The following is a 14,539-nucleotide window of genomic DNA, read 5'->3' as shown; positions in this document are numbered from 1 at the left end:
CGCTGTACTGTGATGAAAAAAATCTTATTGACATGCATAGCCGTAGCCTGTAGCCTTGTGGCTGTAGCCGAAGAACTGCTCATCGAAGCAGAAAGCTTCAGCCAGCGAGGCGGCTGGGTGCTCGACCAGCAGTTCATGGATCAAATGGGTTCGCCCTATCTCATGGCACATGGCATGGGCATCCCTGTGGTGGATGCTACGGCAGAAATCAACATTCCCCAGGCGGGCACTTACTACGTATATGCCCGTACTTACAACTGGACTTCACCTTGGACCGATGCCGAGGGCCCCGGAAAGTTCCGCCTGGCTTTAGGCGGCAAATTGCTGAAAGCTACATTAGGACATACCGGTAATTCCTGGCAATGGCAATTTGCCGGAAAGACAGTATTGAAAGCAGGGACTACCACCCTTGCCCTGAAAGACCTCACCGGTTTCGACGGTCGTTGCGATGCCATTTACCTTACGACCGATGCGAATACGCAGCCCGCTACCTGGGATGCGGCAGAGACAGCCGCACTTCGTACCCGCCTGCGACAACAACAGCCGGTGCCCGCTCATCAATACGACTTTGTGGTAGTAGGAGGGGGAATAGCTGGAATGTGTGCTGCCGCATCTGCTGCCCGATTAGGTTGTAAGGTGGCATTAGTGAACGACCGTCCTGTATTGGGCGGTAATAACTCGTCGGAGATTCGTGTACACCTCGGCGGTATCATCGAAATGGGACCTAATCAGGGATTGGGGCGTATGATACGTGAATTCGGTCATGAACGTTCCGGCAATGCCCAACCGGGCGACTACTATGAAGACCAGAAGAAGGAAGACTTTATAGAGGCCGAAAAGAACATTACCCTTTATGCTTCTCAACGTGCGGTAGCCGTGAAGATGCAAGGAGACCGCATTGCGTCAGTCACTATCCAGCACATCGAGACAGGCAAACAAACCGAACTTACCGCTCCTCTCTTTAGCGACTGCACAGGTGATGCTACCATAGGCTATTTAGCCGGTGCCGATTGGGCTATGGGGCGTGAAGGTCGCGATGAATATGGCGAGAGCCTTGCTCCCGAGCAACCCGACTCATTGGTGATGGGGGCTTCTATACAATGGTATAGTAAGGATATGAAGAAGAAAACCTCATTCCCTCATTTTGAATATGGCGTGCGCTTTGACGCTGAAAACTGTGAGCCTGTAACTATGGGCGAGTGGAAATGGGAAACGGGTATGAACCGCAATCAAGTCAGCGAAGCTGAACGTGTACGCGACTATGGACTTTTGGTGATATATTCCAACTGGAGCTATCTGAAGAATCACTATAAAGACCATAAGAAGTATGCCAACCGTTCCCTCGACTGGGTGGCGTATGTTTCAGGCAAACGTGAATCACGCCGTCTCTTGGGCGACTACGTACTGTCACAGGACGATATAGACAAGAATGTGGCGCATGAGGATGCTTCGTTTACCACGACCTGGAGCATCGACCTTCACTTCCCCGACAGCGTGAACAGTGTCCGCTTTCCCGGCAATGAATTCAAGTCGGCTACGGTGCATCGTTGGATTCATCCTTATGCCGTTCCCTATCGCTGCCTCTATTCGCGCAATGTGGACAATCTCTTTATGGCAGGTCGTAATATGAGTTGCACCCATGTAGCTTTGGGTACGGTACGTGTGATGCGTACTACCGGCATGATGGGTGAAGTAGTAGGTATGGCAGCCGGACTCTGCCACAAACGTAGTGTAGAGCCGCGCGATATCTATCATCATCACCTGCCCGAACTGAAGCAACTTATGCAAGCGGGTCTGGGCAAACGCGATGTGCCCGATAACCAACGCTTCAACGAACCCAACAAATTGTTGGAAGTTCCGGGAGCTTACATCAAACCGTAGACAAACTATGAGCAAAAAAAATATTATTACGATATTTCTATCGGCAATATGTACCTTGCCGCTTTGGGGAGGACAACAGTATTACGCTTTTCTGAAAGGTGACACGCTACGTATAGGCAATAACTATATGGAACGCGCCATGCTGTGGAATAACGGTGCACCCGTTACCATCAGCCTTACTGACAAGCAACACGGAAAAAACATTCCGGTACAGGGCAAACAACCCGATTTCTCGATTGTGAAAGGTATCCCTACGGATGCCACGCTCACCGTGAACGAGATACCGACGAACGGCATCCACGCCAGTTATCTGCAGGCTACCGTGGCTTGCACTATCGGTTCGCTGAATATAGAGCGTCGCTATCGCATTTATGCAGACTGTCCCGCCATTGCTTGCGACACCTATCTGAAAGGACAAGTGGAACTTTATCAGAATAAGGAGGATAACCGCTCTAACGCTGACCGCAAAAATATAGAGCACACGGCCGATATGGCTACGGGGGTGAAAACTCCCACGCTCGACAGGCTGCAACTATCCGGCAATCATTGGAGTGCCCGCACAATAGAGTTTTTCGACTACACCGATTGGAACGACAATCTGGTGACCGGGCGTACCTGGCTTCCTTACCGTCGCAATACGTATCGTGGTAATTTGCTTTTTGCTCATGACGTAGTTACGCGTCAAGGCTTCTTTTTTTTGAAAGAGGCTCCTAGCAGCAGTACCCAATTACATTATCCGGGTTCTGACTTCGTGGCGGACTTTAGCGATTTTATGGTAGTGGGGCTGGGCATTGCGTCTCATGATGTAAAGCCGGATAGCTGGACCCGCGTTTATGGATGCGTTACCGGCATCTATACCGGCGGCGAGCAAGAAGCGCTTACTGCCTTGCGCCTCTATCAGAAACAACTGCGTCATCATACCGCCGCACAGGATGAGATGATTATGCTCAATACCTGGGGCGACCGTAGCCAGGATGCCAAAATAGATGAGGCTTTCTGTCTGGCAGAACTAGACCGTGCCGCACGCATGGGCATCACCCTCTTTCAACTGGATGATGGCTGGCAGAGCGGAAAAAGCCCTAACTCAAAGACCGCCGGAGGTAGTTTTAAGGATATTTGGAAGAATACCGGTTACTGGACGCCCAACCCCACGAAATTCCCTCATGGTCTGAAACCTATTGTAGAGAAAGGCAAGAAATTGGGTATTCGCATCGGATTATGGTTCAACCCCAGCATACAGAATGATTTTGCCGATTGGCAAAAAGATGCGCAAGCCATTATCGGACTTTATAAGAAGTACGGCATCTGCTGTTTCAAGATAGACGGCCTGCAGATACCTACCAAGACAGCCGAACAGAATCTGCGCCGACTGTTTGATACCGTGTTGGAGCAAACCAACTATGAAGTGATTTTCAACCTCGATGCCACTGCCGGTCGTCGCGGCGGGTATCACTATATGAACGAGTACGGCAACATCTTCCTGGAAAACCGCTATACCGATTGGGGCAACTATTACCCTTATCGCACCTTGCGCAACCTCTGGATGCTGTCTCGCTATGTACCGGCGGAGAAGATGCAGATAGAGTTTCTTAATAAATGGCGTAATGCCGACAAGTATGACGCTGCCGATCCTTTTGCCCCCGCCCGTTACAGTTTCGATTACCTCTTTGCTATCACCTTGGCGGCACAGCCGTTGGCTTGGATGGAGGCTTCGAACTTGCCCGAAGAGGCTTATATTACGGCATCTCTGCTCAAGAAATACCAACCCTTGCAACTCCGGTTTCATCAAGGCGTCATACTGCCTATTGGTGAAGAACCCTCGGGACGCTCGTGGACCGGATTCCAATCGACCGTCTCCGGCACGCAAGGTTATCTTGTTGTTTACCGTGAAGACAACGAGCAAGCTAGGGGGACTATTGACACCTGGCTTCCTGAAGGCAAGAAAGTGGATTTTATCCCTGTGATGGGAAGTGGCAAGAAGTTTGCTGCAAAAGTCGGCGCACAGGGTAGAGTAAGTTTCGAGCTAAATGACAAGAACTCTTTCGCACTCTATCAATACGAAGTAAAACCATAAAAAGGCGGCTATCTGCATTCTACGCTAATAACGAGTGATGTGTTAACTTCTGATTCGCAGAGTAGTATGGTAGGTGGAGAGAAGCATTAATACCTCTGCTGTTGGATGTTAATAGTTGAGTTGTCAGGTATTAATAGCTGAGCGGATAGGTATTAATAGTTGAGATAATGGGTATTAATAGTTTGAGACAATGAGTATTAATAGCTGATAAATGGGATATTAATATAACAACGACAAATGAAATAAAATAGGGAACTATGGTAAAAAGTGTACGTTTTCTTCTTCTCCTGATAGCATTTGTCTCCATGCAGATAGTTGCATGGGGACAGCCGCAGGAAAGACTGGTTCAAGTGCAGGTCACTCCAGACCACACCAATTGGCTGTATAAACCGGGAGAAAAAGTGAAATTCAAAGTAGTGGTATTGAAATGCAATATCCCACAGGATAATCTGGAAGTACGTTATGAGATTTCGGAAGACATGATGAAACCTCATCAGACAGGCAAACAGCCTTTGAAGAATGAAAAGCTTGAAATTAACGCAGGGACTATGAAAAAAGAAGGGTTCCTGCGTTGCCGTGCTTTTGTCACTTGCCAAGGGCGTGAGTATGAAGGCGTGGCTACCGTCGGCTTTTCTCCTGAAAAATTGCAACCGACCACTCCGTTGCCCGTCGACTTTCTGGAATTTTGGAAAAGTACCAAAGAAGCCGCTGAAAAGTGGGCACTGGAACCGATAATGACTTTACTGCCAGAAAGGTGCACGGATAAGGTGAACGTATATCATGTCTCCTTTGCGAACAATGACTATGCGTCCCGTATGTACGGCATCCTTTGTGTTCCGAAGGCTTCCGGGGAATATCCGGCGATTCTGAAAGTGCCGGGCGCAGGCATCCGTGCCTATAACGGAGAAGCCGAACGTGCCGGAAAAGGTTTTATTATTCTGGAAATCGGTATCCACGGCATTCCGGTCAACCTGACGGGAGATGTGTATCACCGGCTTTATAACGGTGCTTTGAAGAATTACCACTCGTTCAATATGGACAATCGGGACAAGTACTATTACAAACGGGTTTATACAGGCTGTGTGAGAGCCATTGATTTCATTTACACACTTCCCGAATTTAACGGTAATCTGGCGACTTTTGGAGGAAGCCAGGGCGGTGCGCTTTCCATTGTAATTGCCGGACTGGATGCTCGTGTCAAGGGATTGGTTTCTTTCTATCCTGCTTTGTGTGATATGGCGGGTTATGCCCACGGTCGTGCAGGCGGTTGGCCGCATCTGTTTAAGGATGAGAAGAACCGGACACCGGAAAAGATTAAAACCATTCAGTATTTTGATGTAGTCAACTTTGCCCGTCAGGTTAAAGTGCCGGGATTTTATATCTTCGGATATAATGACAGAGTTTGTCCGCCTACCACCACTTACTCCACTTATAACGTGATTAATGCTCCAAAAGAACTGTTTGTAGCTGAAACGACCGCTCACTATGCCTATGCCGAACAGTGGAGCGCAGCCTGGAACTGGGTAATGAATTTCCTAAAAAATAAATCGAAATAGGCACGGATTACACGGATTAACACTGTTGTTTTACCTATTCTATTCTAAAAGCCGTGTAATCCGTGCCTGAACTTATTATATACACTAATTATAACAACATACTTAAATGAAAACAGGTGAGAAATTAAGTCTATGTCTATTGTTGCTAATCGCTTTTGCCGGAAGCGTTGCGGCACAGGAGCTGATAACGAATGTATATGGTCGCAACATCCATTCGCTGAATGGTAAATGGAATGCCATCATCGACCTGTACGACCAGGGACAACGGATGAAAATCTATGAAAACCGGCAACCGGAAGGAAATATTGATTTCTACGAATATGCGTTTGAAGGCGGGTTGCGTCTTAATGTTCCGGGAGACTGGAACTCTCAATCACCCGAATTGAAGTATTACGAAGGCACTGTATGGTATGCCCGTCACTTTGATGCCAAACGCTTGGCAGACAAACGCCAGTTCCTTTATTTCGGTGCTGTCAGCTATCGTAGCAAAGTCTACCTGAACGGAAAAGAGATAGCAGAGCACGAAGGCGGTTTTACTCCTTTCCAAGTGGAAGTGACAGACCTGTTGAAAGACGGTGACAACTTCTTGGCGGTAGAAGTGAACAACCGCCGTACCAAAGACGCCATTCCCGCTATGGCATTCGACTGGTGGAACTATGGCGGCATCACAAGAGATGTATTGCTGGTGAAAACTCCCCGGACATTTATAAAAGATTATTTCATCCAATTGGATAAAAACACTCCAGACCGCATCATCGCCCGCGTGCGTCTTTCTGATAAAAAGGCTGGTGAGAAAGTAACAGTTGCCATCCCCGAACTCAAAATCAACGCGGAGCTCACCACCGACGCAGAAGGAAAGGCGGAAACCGTATTGAATGCGAAGAGGCTGCAACGCTGGTCGCCGGAAGAACCGAAACTCTATGGCGTGACTGTATCTTCAAGTGCCGACCGTGTGGAAGAGCAAATCGGCTTCCGCAATATCACCGTGAAAGGAACTGATATTTACCTGAACGGGAAGCCGACATTTATGTGCTGTATCTCTTTTCACGAAGAAATCCCGCAACGTATGGGACGTGCTTTCTCGGAAGCCGATGCGGCCATGTTGCTGAATGAAGCGAAAGCGCTTGGCGTGAACATGATTCGCCTGGCTCATTATCCGCAGAATGAGTACACGGTACGCCTGGCGGAAAAGATGGGCTTCCTTCTCTGGCAGGAGATTCCCATTTGGCAAGGCATTGACTTTACAGACAATGATACCCGTAAGAAAGCGCAGAGGATGCTTTCTGAAATGATTAAGCGTGATCAGAACCGCTGCGCGGTAGGTTATTGGGGTGTCGCCAATGAAACACAGCCTTCCAAAGAACGGAATGAATTCCTTACTTCCCTGCTCGAAACGGGAAAGCAACTGGACACTACCCGCCTGTATGTTGCCGCTTTCGACCTTGTGCACTTCAATAGCGAAAAACAGCGTTTTGTAATGGAAGATTCTTTTACTTCCCAACTGGACGTCGTAGCTATCAATAAATATATGGGCTGGTATCATCCGTGGCCTGTGGAACCGAAAGACGCTATATGGGAAGTAGTGACGGACAAACCGTTGATTATCTCGGAATTTGGCGGCGAAGCATTGTACGGTCAGTCCGGTGATGAGAACGTAGTCAGCTCTTGGAGTGAAGAATACCAGGCACGCTTGTACAGAGACAATATCCGTATGTTCGACAATATCCCGAACCTGCGTGGCGTATCTCCCTGGATTCTGTTCGACTTCCGTTCCCCATTCCGTTTCCACCCCACCAATCAGGATGGCTGGAACCGCAAAGGGCTCATATCCGACCAAGGTATGCGTAAGAAAGCGTGGTATCTGATGAGAGATTATTACATGAAAAAGAGAAATAACCGATAAGTTTAGTTATATTTGAATGTGATGAAGCAATATAAGATTGTAGTGATTTGTATGTGCATACTGCTCCTTCTTGCCGGAGGAGTGTATGCGCAGCAAAAAACGGTCAGGATACTTGCCATCGGCAACAGCTTCTCCCAAGATGCCGTGGAGCAATATCTGCATGAACTTGCCGAAGCCGAAGGCATTTCAACCATAATCGGCAATATGTTTATTGGCGGCTGTTCCCTGGAACGTCATGTGAAAAATGCCCGTGACAATGCTCCTGCCTATGCCTACCGGAAAATCGGTACAGATGGAAAAAAACGGGAAAAGGGTAAGATGTCTTTGGAAACGGTGCTTGCAGATGAAGACTGGGATTACGTCAGCCTGCAACAGGCAAGTCCTTTTTCGGGAATGTATGAGACGTATGAAGCTTCTCTTCCCGAGCTCATAGAATATGTAAAAGCACGCCTTCCAAAGAAAACAAAGCTGATGCTGCACCAAACCTGGGCGTATGCATCTACTTCCAGGCATAGTGGATTTAAAAACTACAACTGCAATCAACTCACCATGTATCAGGCTATTGCCGATGCAGTGAAGAAAGCGGCTAAGGCGAATAAGATAAAGATTGTCATCCCTTCGGGCACTGCCATACAAAATGCGCGCACCTCTTTCATCGGCGACCACCTGAATCGGGACGGCTATCATCTGGATGTGAAGATTGGACGTTATACCGCTGCCTGTACCTGGTTCGAACGCATCTTCAAACACAATGTAGTCGGGAATCCTTATACCCCGGAAGGGCTGGATGAGGCACGAAAAGCTGTTGCTCAGAAAGCTGCCCATGCAGCAGTAAAGCATCCGTATAAGGTAACCGATCTGTCTATTACTAACTAACAATGGACATTGCCGCCCGTCTTGCAGCAGAATCCATGGTATTATAGATGACTTGATTCAAATGTAAATGCAGCACACCAAAGGCGATTTGATTGCTCGTGGCAACCCGATGGTGTACTGCATTTATTTTTCGTATATTGTATGGTTTACTCCATTAAGAACTGGCGTATAGAACAATGGCGTATACCCTCGTAGCTATTTCCGCTGAATGTATCTTCTGTTACCACTATTTTGGGATAGTTGTCCTGTATCTTTAGCAGGTTTCCAAATTCTCTTTCTGCTGTCTTGTCGCTATCTATTTTTAAAGCGACCTGTATATATAGTTTTTCTCCATTCTTTTCTCCGACAAAGTCAATTTCCTTATCTCCGTAATAGCCAACCTTAATATCGTAACCTTTGTATAAAAGGTGGTTATACACTAGATTTTCCAATATTTTGGCTTTGTCTGTAATGCGATATCCGATGACAATGTTCCGGATTCCCATATTTTCGAAATAATATTTCTCTCCTATCTCAAATACGCGTTTCCCAATTAAATCATACCGCTCTACTCGGTGGATAAGGAAAGCATTGTTTAAATATTCTGTATAGCTTTGTATTTGGTTTACTGATATGGCGGTATGTTGTGATTTTAAATAATCACTGATATTCTTTGCCGAGAAGAGATTGCCTATGTTTTCGGATAAAAATTGAATCAGTTTCTCAAGGAACAAAGTATTGCGTAACTTGTATCTACTGACAACATCACGAAATACAATCGTGGAATATACACTCTTCAAATATTCATTGACTGTTTCATCTTCGAGAGGTAGATTTAATAAATAGGGAAGTCCGCCATAACGGCTATATAATTCGTAACTCGTTTCACTTTCAGTTAATCCGTGGAATTCAAGAAACTCAGAATAGGAGAGACTATATATTTTGAATTCGATATATCTGCCACTTAAATAAGTGGCGAGTTCTCCTGAAAGCATCTTGGCGTTACTACCTGTAATGTATATATCATTATCTTCATTGAGTAGGAGCGAACGGATGACTTTTTCAAACCCGGGAATATCTTGTATTTCATCGATAAAGATATAATTCTTAACTTTTTCTTTGCTATGAGAAATGATGTACGAGTGTAAATCTTCTGCTGTTTGTAGAGAACTGAATGTAAAATCTTCAAGATTGACATAGATAATATTCGCATCCGGTTCTTCTGCTAAAATTTCTTCAATAAGTTGGTAAAGGAGGAAACTTTTGCCTACACGGCGTTGCCCTGTTAACACCTTGGCTACTGATTTTTGCATAAAAGGTTTTATTCGGTCAATATAACCTTTTCTTTTTTTGAGGATTCGAGGAAAGTTCATGGGCCTGAAAGTTTTAATTATACCTTAAACTCTTGCGAATATACGGAAAAGTTTTAATTATACCTTAAACTTTCGGAGATTTAATGGAATGTTTTAATCAAAACCCTCTTATTGAACTTTCATGCTATAATCCGCTTTCAGCCGTTTCTGCTTTATCTGTAAACGCTTTGCTGGAAGGAGATAGCGGCTGAAACCGGAAAATATCATCCCTTGCAGGAAGGTACTGTAGGCAAGGGGGAGTGCTTTCAGCGCATTCAGCTTTTCAGGCTTACTAGTAGAGCTATATATTCAGCGTGATGGGTATATATACTCACCATGCTGAATATACATGTCCACCAAGCGGGATCTATAGATCCACCACGTGGGCAAAAGTGAGGTGAAATGTGGGCTTATGGCTGCTTGCGCGTGGGCTCGAACACGCCAGCACGTGGGCTGAACAAAACAGAGCCTGTATTTGGGTAAAACAGAGGCTCTGTTACAATGAAATGCAGGCTCCGTTTTGTTACAACAGAGCCTCTGTTGAAAGTAAATATGGCAAAAGGAACTGGAGTTAAACACTTTTGCTTTCAGGAGTGCTTTCAGCAAAAATCACCGATGAAAAGGGGCTTTTTTAAAGAACTGAAGGCTGAAGGCGGTTTTTATTCTAATAGTTAGTAAGGAATTTGACTGTAACAAGAAAGGGAATCAAGTTTCTTTCTCCATCTTTTATTTTTCATTGCAACAAAAGCATGCTTTCTTATAGGGAATCAGTCCTTTTTACAGTTGAATTCTGAAGGCAGGCATCCGAACTCTTCTTTGAAATATTTAGCGAATTGTTTGGGTGACAGTCCCACTTGATAAGCTATTTGAGAAATGCTTTCCTGACTCTGTTCTAATAATTGCTTTCCTCTTTTTATGCGCAAGACACGGATAAATTCAAGAGGGGACTTGCCTGTTATCGTCATTAGTTTTTTGTATAAGTGACCACGACTCATTCCGACAGTCATGCTTAGGTCTTCGACAGAGAAATCTGTATTGTCCATATTCTCTTCCACTGCTTGTATGGCTCGCTCAATAAGCCTTTCATCAATAGTGCTGATGGTAATCTCGGCAGGAGACACTTCAACTTTTCCGAATCGTTGATGGTTGCGGCTACTCCATTCTAACAGCTTTTGGATACGGAGTAGAAGAATATCCAGATTGAAAGGCTTGGTTATATAGTCATCGGCACCTTCACGCAATCCTTCCAGCATATGTTCCTGGGCGGTTCGTGCAGTTAGTAAAATAACAGGGATATGTGAGTAACGGAAGTCTCCCTTTATCTTATTACATAGCTCCAGTCCGTTCATTATCGGCATACGGACATCGCTTATCACAAGGCTGATATCATGCAGGGCCAATATCTCCATTGCTTTTTCACCTTGTTCGGCCTCATAAACAGTAAATCGGTCTTTCAGGCAGTCAACAATGAATTGTCGGAAATCTTCGTTGTCCTCCACAATAAGTAATGAACGACCTGTTGGCGTTTTTGCTTGCTCCGGTTCTTCCTGTATGTCTGGTCTTTCAGTTGGCGTTGCCGTGGGATTTATGTTCTTGCATTCATGTCGTATGGGGAACATAAATTCAAAGATAGTACCTTGGGGATGATTATCGCGAATTTGAATGTCGCCATTATGGAGAGTAACATATTCTTTGACTATATGCATGCCTATGCCACTGCCGATATAATCAGTGGATGAGTGCTCTTCTTGATAGAAACGGTCGAATATTTTAGCTTTGTTTTCTTCACGTATCCCGATTCCGGTATCCGCCACTTGGATGCAGGCATATTCTCTTTCATCTTTTATGATACGATCCAGCACTACGTTCACGCTTCCGTGATTCACGTTGTATTTGAATGCGTTCGATAATAGATTAAGCATTATGCGCTGCATTTTATTCTTATCAAAGTCTGTTTCCAGATTATCGGTTTTCAATGAAAGGCTGAAGGCAATATTCTTTTTGTCGCCGTACGAATAGAAAGAATCACATACTTCTTTGATGAAATCTGCCAAATCACCGTGGGAAGGATTGAGTTGGGCTTTACCATTATCCAGCCGACGTAAATCAAGCAGTTGGTTGATAACGTCCAGGAGTGCCAATGCATTGCGATGAATCAACTTCAATTCCTTTTTTATGTCTTGTGCCGTATTAGTAGCCAATATTTGCTCAAGAGGAGTGATGATAAGTGACAAAGGAGTGCGCAGGTCATGGCTTACATTAGTGAAAAAGCGTAATTTGGCTTCGTCAATTTCATGCTGCTGCACCGTTTCCATATCACGTTTTTGTTGAAGCAATAATCGACGGTGTTTCCGTTTCATGTGGATAAAGATAAGTGATATGGCACTCACCAACAGTAATGCATAGATGCTATAAGCTATATTAGAAAGCCAGAATGGCGGATACACATTGATGGAAAGTGTAGCACTTGCATCGTTTTCATAATCATGAACCTTCATTACCCGTACTTGAAGTTGATAAGTTCCGGGAGCCAGTTTATTGAAATAAATCCGGTTTCCCTCCAGCTTTGTCCATTCTTCGTTTTTATTGAGTCTGTATTCGTATTGTAGCTTGTGCAGATTGCCATAGTCCATAGCCGAGACTTCCACAGCAAAACTGTTGTCTGAATAGTTCAGGTTGAGGTTGTTAAGCAACTGGATGTTCTTTGTGAGAATGATACGTCCGTTGTGTGCGGGCCTGTTTGCATTGACACACTCATTATCAATATATAAGTCGGTGAATATTACTTGGCGGTCGAAGTAAAACAAGTCATTGCCGCGTGGGATAATTTTTACGTATCCTCCTCCGCCTCCGGCAATTACTTCATTCCTGTGATTGCAGAAGATTGAAAAATTATTGAAAGTAAGGTTACCGATTCCATCCTCTTCATAATAAGGGTGGCAACGGAAGTCGGGCATACTGGTAGCATCGGATTCCACTACTTCCACGTGGGTGATGCCATGGTCTGTAGTGAGCCACATATTGTGAGATGCATCTTCGATAATGGCACGTATATATGAATGGGAAACACCGTTTGCGGTATTCAAATTGATTAACTTATTTTGCTTCGGGCTATACACATTGACCCCTTTCCGTCCGCCTATCCATAGTAGTCCGCGTGAATCTTGATAGATGCAATTGGCGAACTTATCTTGTATCACTTCTTCACCGTCGGCAGTTTGTTCCAATATCGTCATTTCCCGGGTGGAAGTATTCATGTGGTACACTCCGGAACTGGTAGCCACATAAAGAGAATGACCATCAACATATGCCAGGTCGGCAATGTAATTGGTCAGTAAAGTTGAATTACTCATTGTATAATCTTTGAGCATTCCGGAAGGTTCCAGGCAGTAGAGTCCTTGCGAGTAAGTGGCAAACCATAAGTTACCGGCATTATCCTGTGTGATACGACGTATGTATTGAGGCAGTTCCACCGGATTATTTTCCGCCGCTTTGAGCGGAGTGAACTGGCCGTTCTGATAATAAAACGCTCCACCGCCGAAACTTCCCCACCACACTCTGCCTTTGTTGTCATGGAAAGAACAAACAATCAAGTCGGAAGGAATTTCTTTGTTCTTTGATTTATAATAAGTATAGGTGTTTTTATCCTTGTCGTAACTGGCTATGCCTTCACCGTCAAATCCCAGCCATAGTTTGCCCTCTCCGTCTTCGTAGAAACAACTGACATCCTCCAGTTGGGGACAATAATGGTTTTCGAATATCAGATTGTTCAAACCTGAATAGGCTACGCCCTGTTTGCCGGTTCCTATCCATATCACGTCGCGGTTGTCCTTATAGATATAGGTCACGTGATTGTCCGGCAGGGAATATAATTTGTCGACATCCTTGAATAGACGCGTCACCTTGCCCTTTTCTTTATCATACGGGCATATGAATATTCCTCTGCCATCGGTTCCTATCCAGATATTCCCTTTGCCGTCGTCGGTTATTGTGGTAATCATGGTTCGTTCTCTACTGAGTTCCGTTCGGGCGGCAAAGTCAATCCAGTTGTTTTCTGTCAGAGAATAACATTTGACATCCGCGCTGTGCGGGGCGTACACCCAAAGCTGGGAAGAAAAGTCCAGATAAATGTGAGGCACATAAGTGGTATGTATTTCCGTATGAAACAGTTTGGTTATGGATTTATGCATCCAGTCTATGTTAATTACATTTCCATCGGTCATGAGAATGTAACATCTTTTGTTGCGGCATGCCATGTCGGCAATGTTTACGCTGCCCGGAAGTGACTGTTTGTACAGCGTTTCATCGGAGAAGATGTAGTAATACAATGTGTTGTCTGCAACACACCACAGGTTCTTGTCGTCATCTATGAATAATTGCCTGGGGCTTTCAAAGATACCTATCTTGTGCAGAAGAAGCTCCGTTCTGTTATCCAGTTCGTCCATTTCACGGTCATAAAAACAATAGTTAACCGGAGTTTTTATCCATATATTGCCTGCTGCATCTTCTGCTACCCATTCTACGCTATTGTTGTAAGCTCCTTGCCGGAGGGTGGTATAAGTCTTGAAATGATACCCGTCATAGCGGTTCAGGCCATCACGGGTAGCAAACCACATGAACCCATATTTATCCCGTTCTATCGCCTGAATATAATTGTCGGACATGCCTGTTTTTACTCCCAGCTGGTGAAAACTCATTTCGTTTGAAGCGTATGATGCCAGGCTATTCAGCAAGGAGATAAGAAGAAACAAAGGAATTCGTAAGTGTCTTTTCATAATTGTATCTTTTCACGTTGCTAAGTTAAGAATTCCGTTCATAAATCCCTTATCCCGAATGTATCATTTTAGGGGAAGATATGTGTCTTTTGTATCTTTTTCTATCCCGAATCGATTATTCTCCGGTCGGGATACAATTCGGA

The 14,539-nt window shown here is 45.0% G+C and carries 7 protein-coding genes; 5 read left to right on the top strand and 2 right to left on the bottom strand.

Going from position 1 to position 14,539, the window contains the following annotated elements:
• The first annotated feature begins 12 nt into the window (after nt 1–12).
• From Bovatus_RS14280 to Bovatus_RS14260, 5 genes are all read left to right on the top strand, one after another.
• Nucleotides 13–1,881 carry an FAD-dependent oxidoreductase gene (locus tag Bovatus_RS14280; protein WP_004296510.1) on the top strand — a complete coding sequence of 623 codons (1,869 nt, stop codon included), beginning with the start codon at nt 13–15 and terminating at the stop codon, nt 1,879–1,881.
• Nucleotides 1,882–1,888: 7 nt separating this feature from the next.
• A complete protein-coding gene (locus Bovatus_RS14275) occupies nt 1,889–3,955 on the top strand; it encodes an alpha-galactosidase (RefSeq protein WP_004296509.1) in 2,067 nt (688 codons plus the stop codon).
• A gap of 257 nt (nt 3,956–4,212) precedes the next feature.
• A complete protein-coding gene (locus Bovatus_RS14270; RefSeq protein WP_004296508.1) occupies nt 4,213–5,511 on the top strand; it encodes an acetylxylan esterase in 1,299 nt (432 codons plus the stop codon).
• Nucleotides 5,512–5,617: 106 nt separating this feature from the next.
• Nucleotides 5,618–7,414, top strand: coding sequence for a glycoside hydrolase family 2 protein (locus Bovatus_RS14265; RefSeq protein WP_004296507.1), 1,797 nt, complete (start codon nt 5,618–5,620; stop codon nt 7,412–7,414).
• Nucleotides 7,415–7,435: 21 nt separating this feature from the next.
• On the top strand, nt 7,436–8,290 hold the full coding sequence (locus tag Bovatus_RS14260) for a DUF4886 domain-containing protein (RefSeq protein ID WP_004296506.1): 855 nt from the start codon (nt 7,436–7,438) through the stop codon (nt 8,288–8,290).
• A gap of 146 nt (nt 8,291–8,436) precedes the next feature.
• Here Bovatus_RS14260 and Bovatus_RS14255 read toward each other — a convergent pair whose 3' ends face one another.
• Together Bovatus_RS14255 and Bovatus_RS14250 are read right to left on the bottom strand one after the other, a co-directional pair.
• Nucleotides 8,437–9,642, bottom strand: coding sequence for an ATP-binding protein (locus Bovatus_RS14255; protein ID WP_004296504.1), 1,206 nt, complete (start codon nt 9,640–9,642; stop codon nt 8,437–8,439).
• A 746-nt stretch (nt 9,643–10,388) separates the two neighbouring features.
• Entirely contained in the window at nt 10,389–14,396 is a 4,008-nt protein-coding gene (locus Bovatus_RS14250) for a hybrid sensor histidine kinase/response regulator transcription factor (RefSeq protein ID WP_074726655.1), read from the bottom strand.
• Nucleotides 14,397–14,539 lie beyond the last annotated feature (143 nt).

It is taken from the genome of Bacteroides ovatus (genome assembly GCF_001314995.1).
GTDB lineage: Bacteria > Bacteroidota > Bacteroidia > Bacteroidales > Bacteroidaceae > Bacteroides > Bacteroides ovatus.
Note: the sequence above shows the minus strand (reverse complement) of the source record. Positions and strands in the feature narration are given on the sequence as shown.